Origin of the sequence: Asticcacaulis benevestitus DSM 16100 = ATCC BAA-896 (assembly GCF_000376105.1) — a bacterium.
GTDB classification, from domain to species: Bacteria; Pseudomonadota; Alphaproteobacteria; order Caulobacterales; family Caulobacteraceae; genus Asticcacaulis; species Asticcacaulis benevestitus.
Window position 1 is genome coordinate 373,279 of the sequence record NZ_AQWM01000002.1, and the last position, 20,420, is coordinate 393,698.

Annotated in this window: 20 protein-coding genes; 13 read left to right on the forward strand and 7 right to left on the reverse strand. The window is 57.5% G+C overall.

Annotated elements, in window-relative coordinates; translation table 11 throughout:
- Positions 1 to 87: 87 nt before the first annotated feature.
- Positions 88 to 954: a pyruvate, water dikinase regulatory protein gene (locus tag B060_RS0105175; RefSeq protein ID WP_018080699.1), complete on the reverse strand. Its 867-nt coding sequence runs from the start codon at positions 952 to 954 to the stop codon at positions 88 to 90.
- 484 nt (positions 955 to 1,438) lie between these two features.
- On the opposite strand from B060_RS0105175, the gene hemE reads away from it, so the two are divergent.
- The 10 genes from hemE (at position 1,439) to B060_RS0105225 (ending at position 11,793) form a co-directional block, all read left to right on the forward strand.
- Entirely contained in the window at positions 1,439 to 2,464 is a 1,026-nt protein-coding gene (gene hemE, locus B060_RS0105180; RefSeq protein ID WP_026172610.1) for a uroporphyrinogen decarboxylase, read from the forward strand.
- Positions 2,465 to 3,523 (forward strand): ferrochelatase, encoded by a 1,059-nt coding sequence (gene hemH, locus B060_RS0105185; RefSeq protein WP_018080701.1) that lies wholly within the window; start codon positions 2,465 to 2,467, stop codon positions 3,521 to 3,523.
- The gene (locus B060_RS0105190; RefSeq protein ID WP_018080702.1) at positions 3,520 to 3,987 is read left to right on the forward strand and encodes a CopD family protein; all 468 of its coding nucleotides are present in this window, start codon (positions 3,520 to 3,522) and stop codon (positions 3,985 to 3,987) included. Before hemH ends, B060_RS0105190 begins: the two co-directional genes overlap by 4 nt.
- 341 nt (positions 3,988 to 4,328) lie before the next feature.
- Complete coding sequence (gene rho / locus B060_RS0105195) at positions 4,329 to 5,732, forward strand: transcription termination factor Rho (protein WP_026172611.1); 1,404 nt, start codon at positions 4,329 to 4,331, stop codon at positions 5,730 to 5,732.
- Between the two features lie 118 nt (positions 5,733 to 5,850).
- Positions 5,851 to 6,111 (forward strand): DUF6489 family protein, encoded by a 261-nt coding sequence (locus tag B060_RS0105200; RefSeq protein WP_018080704.1) that lies wholly within the window; start codon positions 5,851 to 5,853, stop codon positions 6,109 to 6,111.
- Positions 6,112 to 6,123: 12 nt separating this feature from the next.
- Positions 6,124 to 7,452 (forward strand): tRNA uridine-5-carboxymethylaminomethyl(34) synthesis GTPase MnmE, encoded by a 1,329-nt coding sequence (gene mnmE, locus B060_RS0105205; RefSeq protein ID WP_035423205.1) that lies wholly within the window; start codon positions 6,124 to 6,126, stop codon positions 7,450 to 7,452.
- 78 nt (positions 7,453 to 7,530) lie between these two features.
- A complete protein-coding gene (gene mnmG, locus B060_RS0105210; RefSeq protein WP_018080706.1) occupies positions 7,531 to 9,402 on the forward strand; it encodes a tRNA uridine-5-carboxymethylaminomethyl(34) synthesis enzyme MnmG in 1,872 nt (623 codons plus the stop codon).
- A gap of 8 nt (positions 9,403 to 9,410) precedes the next feature.
- The gene (gene rsmG / locus B060_RS0105215) at positions 9,411 to 10,049 is read left to right on the forward strand and encodes a 16S rRNA (guanine(527)-N(7))-methyltransferase RsmG (protein ID WP_031220573.1); all 639 of its coding nucleotides are present in this window, start codon (positions 9,411 to 9,413) and stop codon (positions 10,047 to 10,049) included.
- Positions 10,039 to 10,857, forward strand: coding sequence for a ParA family protein (locus B060_RS0105220; RefSeq protein ID WP_018080708.1), 819 nt, complete (start codon positions 10,039 to 10,041; stop codon positions 10,855 to 10,857). Before rsmG ends, B060_RS0105220 begins: the two co-directional genes overlap by 11 nt.
- A 27-nt stretch (positions 10,858 to 10,884) precedes the next feature.
- Positions 10,885 to 11,793, forward strand: a complete 909-nt coding sequence (locus B060_RS0105225) for a ParB/RepB/Spo0J family partition protein (protein ID WP_026172612.1) — start codon at positions 10,885 to 10,887, stop codon at positions 11,791 to 11,793.
- An 84-nt stretch (positions 11,794 to 11,877) separates the two neighbouring features.
- Here B060_RS0105225 and holA read toward each other — a convergent pair whose 3' ends face one another.
- The 4 genes from holA to B060_RS0105245 form a co-directional block, all read right to left on the reverse strand.
- A complete protein-coding gene (holA, locus tag B060_RS0105230; RefSeq protein WP_018080710.1) occupies positions 11,878 to 12,930 on the reverse strand; it encodes a DNA polymerase III subunit delta in 1,053 nt (350 codons plus the stop codon).
- A 2-nt stretch (positions 12,931 to 12,932) separates the two neighbouring features.
- Positions 12,933 to 13,442, reverse strand: coding sequence for a hypothetical protein (locus B060_RS0105235; RefSeq protein WP_018080711.1), 510 nt, complete (start codon positions 13,440 to 13,442; stop codon positions 12,933 to 12,935).
- A gap of 1 nt (position 13,443) precedes the next feature.
- Positions 13,444 to 16,014 (reverse strand): leucine--tRNA ligase, encoded by a 2,571-nt coding sequence (gene leuS / locus B060_RS0105240; RefSeq protein WP_018080712.1) that lies wholly within the window; start codon positions 16,012 to 16,014, stop codon positions 13,444 to 13,446.
- Positions 16,015 to 16,159: 145 nt separating this feature from the next.
- Positions 16,160 to 16,690: a DUF3576 domain-containing protein gene (locus tag B060_RS0105245; protein ID WP_018080713.1), complete on the reverse strand. Its 531-nt coding sequence runs from the start codon at positions 16,688 to 16,690 to the stop codon at positions 16,160 to 16,162.
- Between the two features lie 517 nt (positions 16,691 to 17,207).
- Between B060_RS0105245 and B060_RS0105250 the strand changes: the two genes are divergently transcribed.
- The gene (locus tag B060_RS0105250) at positions 17,208 to 17,618 is read left to right on the forward strand and encodes an NtrZ family periplasmic regulatory protein (protein WP_018080714.1); all 411 of its coding nucleotides are present in this window, start codon (positions 17,208 to 17,210) and stop codon (positions 17,616 to 17,618) included.
- On the opposite strand, the gene B060_RS0105255 is transcribed toward B060_RS0105250, so the two are convergent.
- Positions 17,608 to 18,246 (reverse strand): thiamine phosphate synthase, encoded by a 639-nt coding sequence (locus B060_RS0105255; protein ID WP_018080715.1) that lies wholly within the window; start codon positions 18,244 to 18,246, stop codon positions 17,608 to 17,610. The two genes, B060_RS0105250 and B060_RS0105255, sit on opposite strands and share 11 nt — an antisense overlap.
- Here B060_RS0105255 and B060_RS0105260 point away from each other — a divergent pair.
- Positions 18,240 to 18,911 (forward strand): YggS family pyridoxal phosphate-dependent enzyme, encoded by a 672-nt coding sequence (locus B060_RS0105260; protein WP_051081014.1) that lies wholly within the window; start codon positions 18,240 to 18,242, stop codon positions 18,909 to 18,911. The two genes, B060_RS0105255 and B060_RS0105260, sit on opposite strands and share 7 nt — an antisense overlap.
- Before the next feature lie 128 nt (positions 18,912 to 19,039).
- Here B060_RS0105260 and B060_RS0105265 read toward each other — a convergent pair whose 3' ends face one another.
- Positions 19,040 to 19,549 (reverse strand): L,D-transpeptidase family protein, encoded by a 510-nt coding sequence (locus B060_RS0105265; protein ID WP_018080717.1) that lies wholly within the window; start codon positions 19,547 to 19,549, stop codon positions 19,040 to 19,042.
- Between the two features lie 54 nt (positions 19,550 to 19,603).
- Here B060_RS0105265 and B060_RS0105270 point away from each other — a divergent pair, with 54 nt between their 5' ends.
- Entirely contained in the window at positions 19,604 to 20,290 is a 687-nt protein-coding gene (locus tag B060_RS0105270; RefSeq protein WP_018080718.1) for a response regulator transcription factor, read from the forward strand.
- Positions 20,291 to 20,420 lie beyond the last annotated feature (130 nt).

Here is a 20,420-nt window from a genome sequence, read left to right on the forward strand (position 1 = left end):
AACCGGAACACAAAGTGTCCCGGTTTTTGATTATTTAGGCAATTATCCGCTCCCGTTATGGGGTGCAGGGGTCCGTGACCCCTGCCCTTAAATCCCCCCTAGCCTCCCCGTCCGCTTTTCATTCAACAGACTGATGATCGTCGCCGACGTCTCCTCAATCGACCTTCGCGTGACATCGATCACCGGCCAGCCCTTTTTCTCGAACAGCCGGCGCGCGCGGATAATCTCCTGTCGCACCGCTTCCTGATCGGTATAGCTCGATGGCCGGTCGTCATTCAGCGTCAGCAAGCGATTCTTGCGGATGGAGATCAACCGCTCCGGCGAGGCGATCAGCCCCACCACCAGCGGAATGTTCATATCGTCCAGTTCATCCGGCGGATCACGCCCCGGCACCAGCGGTATATTGGCCGCCTTGATGCCACGGTGCGCCAGATAGATGCAGGTCGGCGTTTTCGATGTCCGGCTGACCCCGACAAGGACCACATCCGCATTCTTCACGCGATCGGCCGCAGCACCATCATCATGAGCAATGGCGTAGTTCAGCGCCTCTATCCGCTCGAAATACTCATTATCGAGCTGGTGCTGCGCCCCTACCCGCTTCGAGACCGCCGCGCCAAGATGACGGGAAAATGCCACCACCAGAGGATCGAGCACACCGATCGCCGGAATATCGAGTTCGCGACACCGCGCTTCCAGCGCATCGCGCAGTTCGGTATCGACCATGGTGTGCAGCACGATGCCCGGGAAACTCTCGATTTCCACAAGCGCGCGCTCAAGCTGCTTTTCCGAACGGATCAGCACGTAGATATGCTCAATCGGCAAAATCCCTTCGAAACGCGCCGCGGCCGCCTTAGCCAGGGCGTTAAGGGTTTCACCGGTGGAATCCGACAAGAGGTGAACGTGGAAATAGCTGCCGATCTTGCTCGAAGAGCCGATTTGGGTAGGCGAGGACATGAGGGACCAAATAAGTCTGTGCAGGAAACGGTGGATGATAACCCTGTATAAGTCGGGACGGTGTGGGGATGATCATCGGCCAATTCGTCAAACGCCGCAAGGCCGGGGATAAGGCTGATAAAGGCGGTGTTTTATGCGTCAATTATTCGGCCGTCACAAATCTGTATGAAATCCTTATGGCTTGCTGTGGGTATGTTAAGACTTCATTAACCATGCACATGCCAGCGCGCCCGGACATTAACAAATTCTTAAGCAATCCTAATATTTGGTTAATTATCCAAGTCATTCACAGGGGTGTTAAAAGTTCTTTAACCTTTCGGGCGTGCTTGTGAAAAACCGGTGAATCCGGGCAAATCTGCGACACTTTTCCGCATTATCCCGCCCTCTATAAACCTCTACATACCTTTCTTTTTAGATAGGTTTGGGTCATGAGAGTGCGGACAGGCCAGTGGCCAAACCCCAGGCCAAACCCCAGGATTGACTCATGACAAAACAAGGCTCATCGGTATTATCGGTTCTCAGCGGTCAAACGCTTGCGGTTCCTCCGGTCTGGTTCATGCGTCAGGCCGGGCGCTACCTGCCGGAATACCGGGAATTGCGGGCATCGACCAAGGGGTTCGTTGATTTTTGCCTGACGCCCGAGAAGGCGGCCGAGGCCACCTTGCAGCCGATCAGGCGCTTTGGCTTCGACGCCGCTATTCTTTTCTCCGATATTCTGATGATCCCGCTGGCGCTGGGGCAAGACCTGACGTTTGCAGCCGGTGAGGGGCCTATCCTCGGTGAACTGCCCGATCTTCAGGTCATGCGGGAAAAAGCGGTCTCGGCAGGAGAGGCTTTGAAGAATGTCGGCGAAACCGTAGCGCGTGTGAAAGCCGAACTAGGACCGGAGACAACCCTGATCGGTTTTTGCGGCGGGCCCTGGACGGTGATGACCTATATGCTCAATGGGAAGAAGGCGCATGACCGCAGCCTGATCCGTGCTTTCGTCTATGATAATTATCAGCAGGTGCTGGATCTCATTGATATTGTGATCGAGGCCTCGGCGCATTATCTGAAAATGCAGGCCGATAATGGGGCGCAGGTCCTGAAGATCTTCGAGAGCTGGGCGGAAGGTTTCCCTGATCCTTATTTCGACAGCCTGATCATTCAGCCGCACATCCGTCTGATCGCACGGGTGAGGGCGCTCGGTGTAACCCTGCCGATTATCGGTTTTCCGCGTGGCGCCGAAGCGCGTTGCCATGATTACATCGATCAGGTTGCGGTTCAGGGCTTAGGGCTCGGTACGGCCACGCCGATGAAACTGGGCCTCGAACTGCAAAAGAAGGCGCCGATTCAGGGCGCGCTTGATCCGGTGGTTTTGCGCTCCGGCGGCAAGGCGCTTGATCAGGCCATTGATCTGATAGTGGAAAACTGGGGGCAGGGGCCCTTGATCTTCAATCTCGGTCACGGCATCTTCCCCGATACGCCGATTGCCCATGTCGAGCAGGCCTTGAAACGGATCAGGACATAAATGAAGCGCTCAAACAGCGAAGCGGTAGCGCACATAAAAAGAGTAGCGGTACTTTTATTCAATCTTGGCGGGCCCAAGAATCCGGAAGACGTTCAGGGTTTCCTCTACAATCTGTTCGCGGACAAGAACATCATCAACCTGCCGTTCGGTCTGCGTCAGGGCGTTGCCAGCCTGATTTCCAGCCGTCGCGCGGAGTCGGCGAAAAAGAACTATGCCTATATGGGCGGCGGTTCGCCGATCCTGAAGGAGACACAGGCGCAGGCTGATGCGCTGGAAGCCTATATCGCCGCCAACACCAAGGGTATTGAGGCCAAGGTATTTATCGGCATGCGGTATTGGCATCCGTTCGTCGAGGCCACGGTGAAGGAGATCGAATCTTACGCGCCGGATGAGATTGTCTTGCTGCCGCTCTATCCGCAGTTTTCCTCGACCACCACCCTGTCGTCGTTTCAGGCGTTTCAGAAAGCCTATAAGGGCAGGGCTCCGATCAAGCAGATCTGTTGTTATTCGGACAACGACCATTTCATCAAGGCCCATGCCGACGCCATTGCCGCGAAGATCAAGACGCTGAAAAACCCGCAAGACTGTCGTTTGCTGTTTTCGGCACATGGTCTGCCGGAGAGCATCATCGCGCGCGGCGATCCTTACAAGGAACAGGTCGAAAGCGGCGTGGCCCGTATCATGGCGTCGCTCCCGACGCCTGTCGAGCACACCATCTGCTATCAAAGCCGGGTCGGGCCGATGAAATGGATCGGGCCTTCGACGGACGCGACCATTGAAAAAGCCGGCAAGGAGGGCAAGTCGATCCTTCTGGTGCCGATCGCCTTTGTCTCCGAGCATATCGAAACCCTCGTTGAACTCGATATCGAATATGCGCACCTGGCGGCGGGGGCAGGGGTGAAGGATTATGTTCGTCTGCCGGCCCTGGGTGTGAACCCGACCTTCATCAAGGCGCTGAACGACGAGGTGCTGAAAGCGCTGGGCTCAACAGACACGGTGATCGGTGATCATGACTGTGCCAAATGTCATAAGTTCTGTCCCAAAAGGAAGATGGCGTGAATTGGTCAATAAACTGGTATGACCTGTTTAGAGGGCTGCATATTGTCGCGGTCATCGCCTGGATGGCGGGGTTGCTCTATCTGCCGCGCCTGTTCATCTATCATATCAAGCACACTGACGTGACCGCTGTGACCGATGTGTTCAAGGTGATGGAGCGCAACCTGCTGCGCCTGATCATGAACCCGGCCATGATCGCGGTGTGGATCTTCGGCATAGCCCTTATCGTCATTCATGTGCGCGATCTCGAAGGCTGGAAGTTTTTTCAGGAGCCGTGGTTTATCGTGAAGGAACTGGGGATCGTCGGGATCACCGGCTATCACCATTTTCTGGCGGTGCGTTTCAAGAAACTGCAACGCGGAGAGCCGATCGGCACGGAAAGCTTCTGGCGCAAGATCAATGAAATTCCGTTTGTGCTGGCGATTATCATGGTGTTGGCCGTGACGCTGCAGTTTGGGCAGAACTAATGGGGCGTGGGGTCGGTGACCCCACATCTGTCTTATTCTTTCTTTTCCTTCGCCTTTTGGGCGGAGGAAAAGAAAGAATAGGGAAGGACTTGGGGTCACAGGCCCCAAACCCCATAAATATCTTGACCAAAACGGGCATTCCTGTAGGTTCCCAACCTGAATTCTGCCGGTGCGGCAGATATCCGATGGCCCCACGTTCTGTGGAATACGCCACTTCAAATAAAATTTATCAGCCTTTTCAAGCGTTTAAGCTATAGGGGCAGGGGATGCGATCGCAAATTGCTCAGGGGCTCAAACCCCAGGCAATGTCGCGTGCGCATCTCACCATACGAGAGATCACCATGACTGACGAAACCGAATCCACACCCGTCGAAGCCACTGAGACCGAACTGGAAACCCAGTCCGAAAATAATAATCAGACCGACGAGGATATGGAAGGCGAAGAGGGCGATGAGGAGGTTGTCGAGGGTTCGATGACCGGCCAGAAGATGTCGCTGCAAACCCTTAAAGACAAAACTCCCACCGATCTGCTGACCTTTGCGGAATCGCTCGGCGTCGAAAACGCCAGCAATATGCGCAAGCAGGATATGATGTTTGCCATCCTGAAAGCGCTCGCCGAAGAAGGCGTCGAGATCAGCGGTTCCGGCGTCATGGAAGTACTCCAGGACGGTTTCGGTTTCCTGCGTTCGCCCGAAGCCAACTATCTGCCGGGCCCGGACGACATCTATGTTAGCCCGCAACAGATCCGCCGCTATGGTCTGCGCACCGGTGACACGGTCGAAGGGCCGATCCGTTCGCCGCGCGAAGGTGAGCGCTATTTCGCCCTGTTGAAGACCCAGGCCATCAATTTCGAAGACCCGGAAAACATCCGCCACAAGGTTCACTTCGATAACCTGACGCCGCTCTATCCCGATGAGCGTCTGTGGATGGAGATTGAAGACCCGACGCTCAAGGATCGCTCCGGCCGCATCATCGACATCGTGGCGCCGCTTGGCAAGGGCCAGCGCTGTTTGATCGTCGCCCCGCCGCGCGTCGGTAAAACGGTCATGTTGCAGAACATCGCCAAGTCGGTGGCGGCTAACCACCCGGATTGCTACCTGATCGTTCTGCTGATCGACGAACGTCCGGAAGAAGTGACCGATATGCAGCGCACCGTGCGCGGCGAAGTCATCTCCTCGACGTTTGACGAGCCGGCTACGCGCCACGTCCAGGTCGCTGAAATGGTCATCGAAAAAGCCAAGCGCCTCGTCGAACACAAGCGCGATGTCGTCATCCTGCTTGACTCGATCACCCGTCTTGGCCGCGCCTACAACACCGTCGTGCCATCCTCCGGCAAGGTGCTGACCGGCGGTGTCGACGCCAACGCCCTGCAACGTCCGAAGCGCTTCTTCGGTGCGGCGCGTAACATCGAAGAAGGCGGCTCGCTGACCATCATCGCCACCGCCCTGATCGATACCGGCTCGCGCATGGACGAAGTCATCTTTGAAGAGTTCAAGGGCACGGGCAACTCGGAAATCGTGCTCGATCGCAAGGTCGCTGACAAGCGCGTCTTCCCGGCCATGGATGTGCTCAAGTCTGGCACCCGCAAGGAAGAACTGCTCACCGACAAGTCGAACCTGCAAAAGACCTATGTCCTGCGCCGTATCCTCAACCCGATGGGCGCCCAGGATGCCATCGAGTTCCTGTCGGACAAGCTGCGTCAGACCAAGAACAATGCCGAGTTCTTCCAGTCGATGAACACATAACAGGCCCTGCCAAACGCTTTGCGTTTGGAGTTCAATTAGGACATGATACTTGCCAACCCGATGTGACAGGATCATATCGGGTTGGTTCGTTTTCACATTCCGGTTTTTGGAGAACATCATGAAGGTCACGGTCAATGTCGAATGCACGCCGGAAGAGGCTCGCACCTTTCTCGGTCTGCCCGATGTTCAGCCGCTGAACGACTACATGATGAACGCCATGAAGGACCGGATGGCGCAGAATGTTCACTCCATGCAGCCCGAAGAAATGATGAAGAACTGGTCGAGCCTGGGCGTCACCGCGCAGGATCAGTTCTTCAAATTGATGCAATCGGCGGCACAAGCCAGCATGAGCTCCTTTGGTAAAACAGATAAAAAGTAAGGCGTGTTTCACGTGAAACATACGATTTTCGCTCTTGCCAGCGCACAGGGCCGGGCAGGGGTGTCGATCATTCGCCTCTCAGGCCCGCAAGCCCTTTGGGCCGCGCAACAGCTCACCGACAAAAACCTGACGCCGCGCGTGGCGACCTATGCACCGCTGACCTATCAGAATGAACTGATCGATGAGGCGGTGATCATCTGGTTCAAGGCGCCGCACAGCTTCACCGGTGAAGATTGTGTCGAGCTACACGTCCACGGCTCAAAGGCCATTCTCGATCGCCTCTATATCATCCTTCTCGAACTCGGCCTGAAACTGGCCATGCCGGGTGAGTTCTCACGCCGGGCGCTGGAGCACGGCAAGCTCGATCTCACCCAGGCTGAAGCTATCGCCGATCTCGTTGATGCCGAATCCGAAGCGCAAAGGCGGCAGGCCCTGACCCAACTGGGCGGGGGGCTCAAGGCACAATATACGTCGTGGCGATCGGACCTGATCGACCTCTTGGCGCGCCTCGAAGTCTATATCGATTTTCCTGACGAAGACCTGCCGACCGAACTGGCCGATAGCATTCTGGATCGCATCCGCTCGCTGGAACACGCGCTGGATGTTGCCATTGCTGATTCCCACCGGGGGTGCCAAATCCGCGAGGGCTACCGGATCGTTATTCTGGGTGAACCCAATGCGGGCAAGTCGAGCCTGTTTAATGCGCTGCTAAAAGCTGAGGCGGCGATTGTTACGCCCATCGCCGGAACCACGCGCGATATCATTGAGGCGCAGTTGCGCATCGGGCCCTATTCGGTTTTGCTTTACGACACAGCGGGTCTGCGCGAAACAGACGAAGCGATCGAGGCAGAGGGTATTCGCCGGGCTCGCGCTAAGGCCGAAGAGGCCGACCTGCGCATATGGGTGATCGATTCCACCGGGCCTGCCCTGCCGGAAGATTTCCGCGACGGCGACCTGATGGTCTTTAACAAGATCGATGAGGCTCAGGATTCCGAGCGTCAGGCTGTGGCGGCCTTGCGTGTTTCACGTGAAACATCGGTCTTCGCTGTCAGCGTGTCGATGGCTACGGGTATGACCGACCTGGTCGCAACCATCGAACATATCATCAGCGAACAGCTTTCCGCCCAGACCTTCCCGGCCGCGACGCGCCAGCGTCACATCGAGCGCCTGACCGAAGCGCGCGATCAACTCGCCATTGCCCGCCGATCCGATCTCGCCGTGCCCGAGTTAACGGCTGAAAACGTCCGCTCAGCGGTTAACAGTTTTGATCAGCTCTTTGGCCGTTATGATGTTGAAGGCGTGCTCGATGTCATCTTTTCTAGCTTTTGCATCGGCAAATAAGCGGGCTCAAAACCATTGGCGATTCGACCTTCGCGTCCTTATCTGTTATAGCCAGCGCCTTCCTTTAGAGAGTTGAATATGTCCGAACCCAGATCCTTGTGGGATGTCATTGTCGTTGGCGGTGGTCATGCCGGCTGTGAAGCCGCAACAGCCTCTGCGCGCATGGGCGCCAGAACGCTTTTGCTGACGCATAAGCGCGAGACGCTGGGCGAGATGTCTTGCAATCCGGCGATCGGTGGCCTGGGCAAAGGCCATCTGGTGCGTGAGATTGATGCGCTTGATGGCATTATGGGGCGCATGGCCGACATAGGCGGCATGCAGTTCAAGGTGCTCAACAAGTCCAAAGGCCCCGCCGTGCGTGGCCCGCGGGCCCAGATCGACCGCAAGCTTTATCGTGAAGCGGTGCAGGCCGAGCTGTTTCAGACTCCGAACCTGACCATTATTGCCGGCGCGGCCGAAGATCTGGTCGTTGATCATGGCCAGGTTACAGGCGTAATCGATGCTGAGGGCACAACCTATCTCGCCAAAGCGGTTGTTCTGACCACGGGCACGTTTCTGCGCGGCGTCATCCATATCGGTGAAACCCGTATCGCGGCTGGACGCTGGGGTGATGCGCCGGCCAATGGCCTGGGCCAGAGACTCTATGATCTCAAACTGAATATGGGTCGCCTCAAGACAGGCACACCGGCGCGCCTCGATGGCAAGACCATCCATTGGGATCGTCTGGAGCAACAGTTGGGTGACGATCCCATCCAGCCTTTTTCCATGCTGACGCCCGCCATCGCGCGCGAGCAGATTGCCTGTGGCATCACCTATACTAACGAAAAGACCCACGCCATCATCGCCGATCGCCTCAATGAGTCAGCGGTCTATGGCGGCTTTCTCGCCGGTCGCGGACCGCGCTATTGCCCGTCGATCGAAGACAAGGTGGTCAAGTTTGCCGACAAGACCTCGCACCAGATCTTTCTGGAGCCGGAAGGCTACGACGACGATACGGTCTATCCCAATGGTATCTCGACGAGTGTTTCCGAAGTGACGCAGGAAGCCTTTCTACGCACCATCGTTGGTCTGGAAGATGTGGTGGTCAAGCGTTTCGGCTATGCCATCGAATATGATTATGTCGATCCGCGCGAACTGCACCCCACACTTGAATTAAAGCCTTTGCCGGGTCTTTTCCTGGCCGGTCAGATCAATGGCACGACCGGCTATGAAGAAGCCGGCGCGCAAGGCCTGCTGGCCGGTATCAATGCGGCGGCGCGGGCAGGGGGTTATGCCCCGACCATTCTTGGCCGCGACGAAGCCTATATCGGTGTCATGATCGATGATCTGGTGACGCGCGGCGTGACGGAACCCTACCGGATGTTCACCAGCCGCGCCGAGTTCCGCCTGTCTCTGCGCGCCGATAATGCCGATCAGCGCCTGACCGACAGGGGGCTGGCCATCGGCGTTGTTGGAGAAAAACGCAAGGCCGTGTGGCTGGAAAAGAAGACGGCGCTCGATGCTATTCGCCAGCGCTCGGCTGAGCTTGTGGCGACATCGAAAGAAGCGCTGTCGCACGGCATTCAGATCAATGGCGATGGCCAGAAGCGCAACGTCACGCAACTCATGGCCTATGACAGCTGTTCGCGGGAACGTCTCGAAACCCTGTGGCCGGAAATCAAAACCTGGCCGGATGTGCTCTATGAGCAGGTCGAGATCGATGCGCTTTATGCCGGCTATATGCCGCGGCAAAAGGCCGAGATCGAGAATTTCCGCAAGGATGAGAATCTGGCTTTGCCGCAGGATATCGACTATCTCGGCATCGCCGGTCTTTCCAATGAATCGCGTGAGAAGCTCAACCGCATCCGTCCGCAGACCCTGGGGCAGGCGGGGCGCATCGAAGGCATGACGCAAGGCGCGTTGACCACCCTGTTGTTCTATGTGCGTAACCACAACAAGCGCAGCGCCTGATGAACCATATGACCCCTGAAGAGATGTCAGCGCGGCTGATGTTTCACGTGAAACACGAGGCGATCGCCGACCTGCAAAAGTTTTATCAGGTGCTGGCGGATGGCAATGAGGTGATGAACCTTGTCGGGCCAGCCACCTTACCGGACTACTGGTCACGCCATGTGCTTGATAGTGCGCAACTGCTCGACTGTCGGCCGGATGCCCGGACATGGGCTGATCTGGGGGCTGGCGCCGGCTTTCCCGGTATCGTGCTGAGCATACTTCTAAAACATTCTACAACTTTGGCCGACGGCCCTGCACCGCACGTCTATCTGGTTGAATCCCTGACCAAGCGTTGCCGCTTTCTCCAGACTGTCGTTGATGATCTCAACCTCCCCGCAACGGTGATCAATGACCGCGCCGAGAACGTCTCGGTTAAGGTTGATGTGGTGACAGCGCGCGCCGTCGCGCCGATGATCAAGCTTTTGGGCTTTGCCGAGGGCTTTATTCGCAAAGGCGCCGACGCTTGGTTTTTAAAGGGGGAAAACGTTGAAAGTGAACTGGTGGACGCTGGAAAAGTGTGGAAATTTGACGTAGAACAGTCAGAGTCCATGAGCGATCCGCGCGGTCGCGTGATCCATATCCGGAGGCTGCGACGTGCCCGTTAATACCGAAAAACGCACCCGAGTTCTGGCGATCGCAAACCAAAAAGGCGGGGTCGGCAAGACGACGACGGCGATTAACCTCGGCACGGCCCTGGCCGCTATCGGTGAGCGCGTCTTGCTGATCGATCTCGACCCACAGGGCAATGCCTCTACTGGTCTGGGTGTACCCAAGAAGCAGCGCGCCAGCTCGCTTTATGATGTGATTGTCGATCAGCGTCCGATTGGTGATACGGCTGTTAGTACGGCGGTGCCGGGCCTGTGGCTGCTGCCGTCCGATCCGGATCTGTCGGGTGTCGAGATTGAGCTGGCTCAGGCCGAGCGCCGCTCCTATCGTTTACGCGATGCGCTTGACGGACTTGACCAGGATAACCCGCCTTATGACTACATTCTGATCGATTGTCCGCCGTCGCTGAACCTGCTGACGGTCAATTCGATGAGTGCGGCCGATGCCGTGCTGGTGCCGCTGCAATGTGAGTTCTTCGCGCTCGAAGGGCTCAGCCAGTTGATGCGCACGATTGATCTGGTGCGCGGCAGCCTGAATCCGAAACTGAGCCTTCAGGGCATCGTGCTCACCATGTTCGACAAGCGCAATGCGCTCTCGGGGCATGTTGAGCGTGACGTACGTTCGCACTTTGGTCATCTGGTGTATGACACGGTCATACCGCGCAATGTGCGGGTGTCCGAAGCGCCGTCCTTCGGTAAGCCGGCTCTGATCTATGATATGAAATGTTCCGGCAGCCAGGCCTATATCAAGCTGGCCAAGGAGCTTGTGGCGCGTGAACGCGCGCGCAAAGCTCAGGTTGCCGCTTAAAAACGCCCACGATACGAAAGCCGATACATGTCTGAAAAAAATAGAGGTTTGGGCCGCGGGCTCTCCGCGCTTCTCGGCGATCAGGGTACGAACAGCCCGATGACGGATGCTGCCGCCGTCGCAGAACGCGCGGCCGAACGCAGTGCCGATCAGGCGCGCGGTCTTGAGCAACCCATCGAATTGCTGGTCCGCAATCCCGATCAGCCGCGCCGTTTGTTCGTCGAATCCGACATTGATGAGCTGTCGGCCTCGATCAAGGAGAAGGGTGTTTTGCAGCCTATTCTTGTCAGGCCCGCCCCCGGTCAGACCGGGCACTACCAGATTGTCGCCGGTGAACGTCGCTGGCGTGCGGCGCAAAAAGCCGGCCTGCACACCGTGCCGGTCATCATCCGTGAGATGGACGATCTCGATGTGCTCGAAATCGGCATCATCGAAAACGTGCAACGCGCCGATCTGAACCCGATGGAAGAAGCGCGTGCCTACAAGGTTTTGCAGGATCGCTTCGGGCGCACGCAGGATGCCCTGGCGCAGGTGGTGGGCAAGAGCCGTCCGCACATCGCCAATATGCTGCGCCTGCTGGCCCTGCCGGAAGCCGTGCAGGATCACGTATTGCATGGTCGCCTGTCGGCGGGCCACGCGCGTGCGCTGATCACCTCCGAAAACGCTGCGGCGCTGGCGGAGGAAGTCATCGCCAAGGGGCTGTCCGTCCGTCAAACCGAAGCGCTGGTCCGTGAGGAATTGGCCGGTCCGAAAGCCGCGCCGGCGCCGAGGGCCAAGGCGCAGCCGAATGCCGACACCCTGTCGCTCGAACAGGATTTGCAGGAGGCTCTGGGCCTGACGGTGAAGCTGGACGACAAGGGTGGCAAGGGCGAACTGCGTTTGGGCTACGCGAGCCTCGAACAGCTCGACGAGCTGTGTCGTAAGCTAATGAAATAATTCACTATTTTTTACAAATAGGCTCTGTGGCGAATTTGGCTTTGATGGTCGTATCTCAGTCCGCCAGATTCGCCATATAAAGCGTTATAGTCCCGCCCGATTGGCTCGCCCGGCGATTTGCAGATAGAGTCGCTCGGCGATCAGCAGGTCCGGCATGCCGGTCGACTTGCATTGTTTATCGGCATCGATCAGATCGCGGGCCAGAGCATCGAGCGTGCCGAAATTCCACGCCCGCGCCTGACGCAGCATATCGTCCTCGTCCTTCCAGAAGACGCCGGCATTGCGCGCCGCCTCCTTGGTGCCCAGTCCTTTTTCCAGCATACTCTTGAGCAGCTTGAGCTTGTTGTATTGCAGGCTGATGGCGCGCATGGCGTCCGGGCCACTTTCACCCTCGGCAAAGGCGCGGCGCAAACCGGCCTGCGCCGCCTTCATGCGGCCACCGAAGGCATCGGAGGCTGCCTTGAACAGGGAGGCTTCCGGTTCGACGCCGAGAAACTCCTGCAGCTCGACCTCGTTCAGCGTCTTGTGCGAACCGGGCCCGATAAACAGGATCAGGCGTTCGATCTCTTGCCGGGCGATGCCGCGTTCCTTGGGCAGGCGCTGGGCGAAGATGTCCATGGCGGCGCTGCTTAAGGAGACTCCGTCGGCCGCCAGGGCCTCACGGGCCATTCGCACCACATCGCCCGTTTCATCTTCATAGCAAGCGATGCTGGCGAGGTTTTTATCGGCGTCGGCGAGACGGCGCAAAGCGGAATCGGAACCGAGGCCGCCGGCCTCAATGATAATGAAGGCATCCTTGTTGAAATCGCCGGCGGCATGGGCTTTCAGGCTGGCCGCCACGGCCTTATCGAGTACCGCTTTTTCCGAGAAGAATTTCAGCCGCACCAGACGCTTGCCGCCCATCAACGACAAGGATTGAAGTTCGCCTTCCAGTCGACCGGCGTCGCCTTCGATATCGGTATCGGTGATCAGGGATACATTGAAGGGGTCGGTGATGTCGGGCACGATCCGCTTGGCCAGCGCCGTGCAACGCTCGATGACCTGGCTGCGGTCCTTGCCATAAACCAGTACGCCCACCATGTTGGCGGGCGGCTTGGCGAAAAAGGCATCAATCTCGGCGCGTTTGGCCAGCTTCATATTTAACGCTTCGGCTTCTCATGAAAATACAGCGCCAGATTGGTCTGGATCTTCTGCGAAATACTGCTGGCGATGCGCTTTTGTGCGTCTTGCTGTGAAATCACGCCGGTGAAGGGTGAGACAGACGTATCGTAGGTTACTGTCTCCGAAAAAGCGTCTTGCAGGATGACGGCCTTGGTGCTGACATTGATCAGCTTATAGGCAATCTGGCTGGTGATTTCGGAACGGGTGGAGGTATCATCAACCCTGTAGCCAATCGCATAATGCTGTTCCTTCATGCTGATCACCAGCTTGTACAGCTTCTGCGTGGAGTCATCGCTGGCCAGGCGGTTGCGCAGTTCCTGTTCGACAAAATAGCCGGTGCGTGTCTGCGGCGCGTCGATATCGATCTGCGCCAGATTGACCGTCAGGCCTTGCTGGGCATAGAGCGGCACGAAACCGCAGCCGCTCAGGCTGAAGGCGGGCAGGGCGACAGCGGCGCAAAGGGCCAGCGTTCTGAAGACTTTAGCCATATTAACCTACCACGAAATTGAGAATCCGGTTCGGCACGATGATGATCTTGCGAATGGAGACGCCCTGAAGATGCCGCTTAACCCCTTCATCCGCAAGCGCCATCTCGCGGATCTGGTCCTCTGTGGCGCCGACCGGCAGGGAAATCTCACCGCGCTTCTTGCCATTGACCTGAACCGGCATGACGTAAACATCGTCCTGCGCCAGAGCAGCGTCGAATTTCGGCCAGGCGGCTTGCGCGATCAGGCCATCGTGGCCCAGACGCGTCCAGCATTCTTCAGCCAGGTGCGGGGTGACGGGCGCGATCAGGCCGGCCAGCAGGGTCAGGGCCTCTCGGCGTGCCTGTGAGCCGGTTTTGCTGATATCTGAGGTGCGGATCACCGTGACGAATTCGTACAGCTTGGCGATGGCGGCGTTGAAGCGGAAGCCTTCAAAGCCTTCGGTGACGAACTTGACGGCCTTGTGAGCTGCCTTGAGCAGCTCAGCGGCAGCATTTTCGTCCGTACACGGTATGTTTTCATCGGGCAGGGTGTCGAACTGATCCCAGACTCGGTGGGTGAAGCGCCAGGAGCCTTCGACGCCGGAGGTCGACCACTGGACATCGCGTTCGGGCGGCGAGTCGGACAATACGAAAAGACGTGCCGAATCAACACCATAGGTGTCAAAAATATCTTCCGGCGCCACGGTGTTCTTCTTCGACTTCGACATCTTTTCGATATCGCCGATCGCCAAGCCTTCACCGGTCGAGAGCTGCACAGCCTTGCGCGCACCGCCCTCGTTGGAGATCTCGACATCAGCAGGCTCGACCCAATGGCCGCTGGCGTCCTTGTAGGTCTCGTGTGTCAGCATACCTTGCGTGAACAAACCGGCGAACGGTTCCTTGACCTCCAGATAGCCGCAGTGATTGAGCGCGCGCGTGACGAAACGGGCGTAGAGCAGGTGGAGCACGGCGTGCTCGATACCGCCGATATACTGATCGACCGGCAGCCAGTAATCGGCAGCCTGCTTGTTGATCGGGTTCGGGGCCTTCGGATCGGTGAAGCGGGCGAAATACCACGATGAATCGACAAAGGTATCCAGGGTATCGGTCTCGCGGGCGGCGTCCTTGCCGCAGGTGGGGCACTTGACGTGCTTCCAGGTCGGGTGGCGCGCCAGGGGATTGCCGGGCACGTCAAAGGTAACGTCTTCGGGCAGGACCACAGGTAACTGATCATCGGGCACGGGCACGACGCCGCAATCATCGCAGTGGATGACCGGGATCGGGCAACCCCAGTAGCGCTGGCGCGACACGCCCCAGTCGCGCAGGCGGAAGACAGTGGCGCCTTCGCCAAGGCCCATAGCTTCGATCTTTTCGATAGCGATGTTTTTCGCCGCTTCAATCTCCAGACCGTCAAGGAATTCGGAATGGAAGATCGTGCCGGGGCCGGTATAGGCCTCGTTAGCCACCTTGAACTCATCGGGGTTGGCGCCGTTCGGCAGCACCACTTCGGTGACGGACAGGTCGTATTTGCGGGCGAAGTCGAGATCGCGCTGATCGTGCGCCGGGCAGCCGAAAATGGCGCCGGTGCCGTAATCCATCAGCACGAAATTGGCCACCCAGACATCGAGCGTGGCGCCCGCTTTGAAGGGGTGCTTCACCTTGATGCCGGTGTTGAAACCAAGCTTTTCACCGGTGTCGATCTCGGCCTGGGTTGTGCCGCCCTTGCTTAAGCTCTTGGTGAAGGCAGCCAGTTCAGGATTGCTGGCAGCGGCTTCCACCGCCAGCGGGTGATCCGCAGCTATGGCGACGAAGGACGCACCAAACAGGGTATCCGGGCGGGTCGTGTAGACTTCGACGCCACCGTCACGCTCAGCGAACGGGAAGATCATTTTCAGACCGCGCGACTTGCCGATCCAGTTGGCCTGCATGGTGCGGACCTTGTCCGGCCAGCGATCGAGGGTATCGAGGCCGGAGATCAGGTCGTCGGCGAAGCGCGTGATGCGCATGAACCACTGGGTCAGCTTCTTCTTTTCGACCACGGCCCCGGAGCGCCAGCCGCGACCTTCGATAACCTGTTCATTGGCCAGCACGGTGTTGTCGACCGGGTCCCAGTTGACCAGGCTTTCGCGGCGGTAAACGAGATCATTCTTCAGCAGGGCGTTGAACCATTTTTGCTGCTGTCCGTAATACTCCGGATCGCAGGTGGCGAATTCGCGCGTCCAGTCGATCGAGAGGCCCAGGCGCTTCAGCTCGGCGCGCATCGAGGCGATGTTATCGTAGGTCCAGCCTTTCGGGTGAATCTTGCGTTCCATGGCGGCGTTTTCGGCCGGCATACCGAAGGCGTCCCAGCCCATGGGATGCAGCACATTGAAGCCGCGGGCGCGTTTGAAGCGCGCCACGAGGTCGCCCATGGCGTAGTTGCGCACGTGGCCCATGTGGATACGGCCCGACGGATAGGGGAACATCTCGAGCACATAATATTTCGGCTTATCAGCGCTTGGCTTATCGGTGTCTTGGGAGGTGAGGAACACGGCGCTGTCATCCCATCGTTTGAGCTGACGGGGTTCGGTCTCTTTGGGATTGTAACGGGCCATAAGTCTTTGTGCGTATAAAGGGAAATGATGCCCGCTTATAAGGCGGCTTACGCAGGGATTCCAGTTGTTTCTCGGGTGTTCGCACCATAGATAAAGCCGCCGGAGCGATCCCCGGCGGCTTTATGATGTCTCAGGTGTCGAAAGCCTAGTTCTTGACGTCGGAAAGACGCAGTTCGCGGGCGCGCGACAGGATGGCGTTTTCAATGTCGAGCTGGGTTTGCTGCGACACATCGGCTGTGACCCAGCGATCGCCCGAACGGACTTCCTTCTGGACCGCAACGTTGAGCGCATCGGCACGCAGGCGCGAATCGAGGATGAAGATGGTGACCTTGAAGTGCTCGTCCGGGGTTTGCGGATTGGCGTACCAGTCGGTGATGATCACGCCGCCCCAGGGATCGGCCGAGGTCAGGGGCATAAAGGAAATGGTGTCGAGCGAGGCGCGCCACAGATAGGCGTTGACGCCGATGCCGGCTTGCTCGGCGTTGCTGCTCTTGGAGGCCTTTTTACCACCGAAGAGATTGCCGAAGTCGATTTTAGATTCTTCCTCGGGCACGGTTGCATTGGCGGAAGTCGTGGCGCCGTCCTTGCCCTTGCTGCCAAGGCTGGCGCAGGCGCTAAAGGACAGGCATACACCGAGAGCCGCCAGCACCAGGGCCGATTTCCGCATGGTCGTCATAGAATGATCACTCCGCATTTTTCAAGTTCGGTGATTGCCCTCGGCAAAATCCCGGAATTGCTTAAATTATTTTGCCCGTGTCGGCACCCCGGCCTTGTCGACCATGACCTCTATAGCATGGAGGCCGTGGGGTATGACAAGAGGCCCTTCACAAGTTTGTTAACACACCAGCAAATAAGGGCGGATGTGGGGCGGAGCTCAATACCTTATCTGCCCTTTGCATCAGGGCTGACACATCGCGGGCACCTCTCTTATGGTTCGTTAACTATCCGTGGCGGATTCAACACAACAGGGAAGGGAATGTTACAGAAGGGGTGTTTTTACCGCTTGCTGAATTGACGGACTTATCGACAAGCCTTAATTCAGAATTGACATATCTGTGTCTAAATAGATGTGTAGAACGCGTTCGTGGTCCGATAGATCTGAATTTGCCTAGTGTGGTGAAATTTCAGGGGAAATCGGGGTTCGGATTACAAAGATCGAGAAGATGAAACCTGTCGTGTCTATGGCTGTCTCTATGTTGATTCTGGCAATCGCCGGAAGCAGCACCTATGCCATGGCGCAAACCAAGCTGGTCAAGCCGCAATCGGCAAGTGAGATCACCAGCCTGACCCCGCTGATCACACCGGTCGGCGACAGCTACATCAGCGAAGAGAATACCGGCTTCACCAAGCCGCAATCGAAGGTCTATCAGTTCAATCTCGATGGCAAGTGGGGCGTCAAGTTCGATGTCAACCAGCCTGAGACCGCCCAATCGGGCCTCAACGATATAGATGCCGGCGCTTTCTATAAGCTGACCCCGTCGGTTCGCGTTGGCGGCACGGTCGGTTTCGGTGAAAAATCCGATCCGCTGAAGCCGGAATCGCGCCGTCTGTCGCAGGACAAGAAGCAACCGCGCGTCCGTCTGGAAACCACCTTCAAGTTCTAAGCGAAAACGCCTCGACGGCGCCTATGCCGGACAGGCCAGTGTCGCGCAGCGACAGAATATTGTCGCAACTGATTCCCCCCAATCCATAGACCGGCACATTGGCCACATCGGTCAGATCACGGACGCCTTTTGCGCCAAGCGCTTCGATGCCTTGCGCCGACGGGCTGCGGCTGGTGAACACCGGCGAGACGAAAACCGCGGACAGGCCTTCATCGCCCGTCAGTGTACGCAGGGTCTCAATGTCATGACAGGCGGCGGTCAGTGTCAGATGCGGATATCGTGCGTGCAGATCGCCGGCCCGGATAAGGCTTTGCTGGCGCAGGTGCACGCCATCGGCGCCGACCTCAAGCGCCAGGGAATCATCCTCCCCAATCAGCAGTGTCAGGCCGTTATCGTTCGCGATCCTGCGCAACAGGCGGGCGCGTTGCGGGGCATGGCTTTCACCGAAATGACGATAGATGACGCCGCAGCCTTCCGGCATATGGATGGCGATATCCTCTGGATGGGGGGTACGTTTCGGATCGGTAAAGAAAAACAGCGCCGGCAATTGGCGCTTCAACGGTGACGGCGCTTGCGCTATATCCCGTGCCTTATCGAGCAGATACTGAAAGCGGGTCTTGTATGTCATTGCCAGATACTCAGCCGAATATGGCCTATTCTAAGCTCCTGGCGAAGATGCACAAGGCTTTAAAAGCGGCCGGTCGTGCGCCGGATGCGGCGTATTTGACGGCGGTTTCCAAAAATCAGCCATGGGAGGTCATCGCGCCGGTTCTGGCTGCCGGTCAGCGGCGCTTTGGCGAAAACCGCGTTCAGGAAGCGATGATGCGCTGGAGCGATGTGCGCGAAAGCTACAGCGATCTCGAACTGCGCCTGATCGGGCCTTTGCAAAGCAACAAGGCGGCGGAAGCGGTGGCTTTCTTCGATGTGATCGAGAGCATCGACCGTGACAAGATCGCGCGTGTGGTTGCGGAAGAGATCCAGAAGCAGGGTCGGCACCCGACGCTTTATGTGCAGGTCAATATCGGTGAGGAAGAACAAAAAGCCGGGGTTTTACCACTGGAAGCCGATGGGTTTTTAAGGGCCTGTGCGGATTACGGTCTGAAAATCGACGGCCTGATGTGTATTCCGCCGGTTGAGGGGCCGCGCGGGCCTTATTTCGCTTTGCTGAAAAAGATCGCTGATCGTAACGGTATTGTTCACCTCAGCATGGGGATGAGCGACGATTTCGAGACGGCGCTGGCTTTTGGTTCGACGGAAATACGGGTCGGGTCGGCGATTTTCGGTTCGCGCTGATAGGTGTGGGGTTTGGGGCCTGTGGCCCCATGCCTTCCCCTTTCTTCTTTTACTCTCGCCCTCCGGGCGAAAGGGAAAAGAAGAACGAAGAACAGATGTGGGGTCGCGGACCCCACGCCCCATAACTGTTAAACGTGAATTTCGATGGCGTCGCCTGGCTGAGCGACACGCAGGAAGGCCTGCATATCCTCAAGCTTCATGGCCACGCAGCCTTCGGTGCCGCTGTAATCCGGCCGTGCCAGGTGGGCGAAAATGGCCGATCCCATGCCAGATACAGGCGGGTCATCATTATGACCCAATACCACGATCAGATCATAGACATGGTCATCCCGCCACAGCTTTTCGTGGCTCGGCGCAAAAGGGAGCTTCACATGCTGATTGTAAAACGGGGATGACGGATCGTCGCACCAGCCGTCATCGGGCGACAAAGCGACGACATTCAATGCCGTTTGCGGTGGTGAAAGGCGGTCTGAACGGTAGAAAACATAACGAATCGGCCAGATTCCCAGTGGAGATGCGCCGTCACCCTCTCTTTTCTCACCTGCGGGACGCACGCCCCCTTTCCCTAGTGAGCAACGCACACTATGTTCATAGATATTGAACATGCCATCGGCGGTGGCCTTAAACTTATTGATCATTTATTTGCTACCGCTGCTTAATCTCATAACGATAAGACTTAAAGATACAGGATCATGGTGCAACAAAAAACCCTGCTCATAGTCGATGATGATGATGAACTGCGCGAAGCCCTGGCCGAGCAGCTCGAACTTCATGAAGAATTCAAGGTCATTCAGGCCCCCAATGGCGCCGAAGGCCTGAAACTGGGCAAGAGCGTCAATGCCGACCTGATCCTGCTCGATGTCGATCTGCCCGATATGGACGGCCGCGAAGCCTGCCGCCTGCTGCGTAAAGGGGGGCTGACCACGCCGGTCATCATGCTTACCGGTCAGACCTCGGATTCCGATACGATCCTCGGTCTCGATGCCGGCGCCAATGATTATGTCACCAAGCCGTTTCGTTTCGCCGTCCTGCTGGCGCGCATCCGCGCTCAGGTGCGTTCGCACGAGACCAGCGAAGACGCCACCTTCCGCATCGGGCCCTATGAATTCAAACCGGCGCTGAAAGTGCTTGTTGATCAGGCGCAGAAGAAAACGCGCCTGACGGAAAAAGAAACCAATATCCTCAAATATCTCTATCGCGCCGGCGGCAAGCCGATCACCCGCGAAGAATTGCTGACCGAGGTCTGGGGCTATAATGCCGGCGTCACCACGCACACGCTGGAAACCCACGTCTATCGTCTGCGCCAGAAGATCGAACCCGATCCCGCCAATGCCCGTCTGCTGATGACGGATGCCGGTGGCTACCGGTTACAATTTTAGCAGGGGCCGCAGCCCTTGACCCATAAGTTAATCAGTTGAACCGGCGTTGCGAAACGCCGGTTTTTCTTTGCGCGTCTATGATCTCACCTTGCCCTTTGTTCGTATGGTTATACGGGGCAACAAAGGAGGG

Coding starts and splice junctions, on each gene's coding strand:
- B060_RS0105235 (WP_018080711.1), bottom strand. CDS start 13,442: ATGGCTAAAGTCTTCAGAACGCTGGCCCTTTGCGCCGCTGTCGCCCTG.
- B060_RS0105255 (WP_018080715.1), bottom strand. CDS start 18,246: ATGACATACAAGACCCGCTTTCAGTATCTGCTCGATAAGGCACGGGAT.
- B060_RS0105250 (WP_018080714.1), top strand. CDS start 17,208: ATGTTGATTCTGGCAATCGCCGGAAGCAGCACCTATGCCATGGCGCAA.
- hemE (WP_026172610.1), top strand. CDS start 1,439: ATGACAAAACAAGGCTCATCGGTATTATCGGTTCTCAGCGGTCAAACG.
- leuS (WP_018080712.1), bottom strand. CDS start 16,014: ATGGCCCGTTACAATCCCAAAGAGACCGAACCCCGTCAGCTCAAACGA.
- hemH (WP_018080701.1), top strand. CDS start 2,465: ATGAAGCGCTCAAACAGCGAAGCGGTAGCGCACATAAAAAGAGTAGCG.
- B060_RS0105200 (WP_018080704.1), top strand. CDS start 5,851: ATGAAGGTCACGGTCAATGTCGAATGCACGCCGGAAGAGGCTCGCACC.
- rho (WP_026172611.1), top strand. CDS start 4,329: ATGACTGACGAAACCGAATCCACACCCGTCGAAGCCACTGAGACCGAA.
- B060_RS0105175 (WP_018080699.1), bottom strand. CDS start 954: ATGTCCTCGCCTACCCAAATCGGCTCTTCGAGCAAGATCGGCAGCTAT.
- B060_RS0105265 (WP_018080717.1), bottom strand. CDS start 19,549: ATGATCAATAAGTTTAAGGCCACCGCCGATGGCATGTTCAATATCTAT.
- B060_RS0105245 (WP_018080713.1), bottom strand. CDS start 16,690: ATGACGACCATGCGGAAATCGGCCCTGGTGCTGGCGGCTCTCGGTGTA.
- rsmG (WP_031220573.1), top strand. CDS start 9,411: ATGACCCCTGAAGAGATGTCAGCGCGGCTGATGTTTCACGTGAAACAC.
- B060_RS0105260 (WP_051081014.1), top strand. CDS start 18,240: ATGTCATTGCCAGATACTCAGCCGAATATGGCCTATTCTAAGCTCCTG.
- B060_RS0105225 (WP_026172612.1), top strand. CDS start 10,885: ATGTCTGAAAAAAATAGAGGTTTGGGCCGCGGGCTCTCCGCGCTTCTC.
- holA (WP_018080710.1), bottom strand. CDS start 12,930: ATGAAGCTGGCCAAACGCGCCGAGATTGATGCCTTTTTCGCCAAGCCG.
- B060_RS0105270 (WP_018080718.1), top strand. CDS start 19,604: ATGGTGCAACAAAAAACCCTGCTCATAGTCGATGATGATGATGAACTG.
- mnmG (WP_018080706.1), top strand. CDS start 7,531: ATGTCCGAACCCAGATCCTTGTGGGATGTCATTGTCGTTGGCGGTGGT.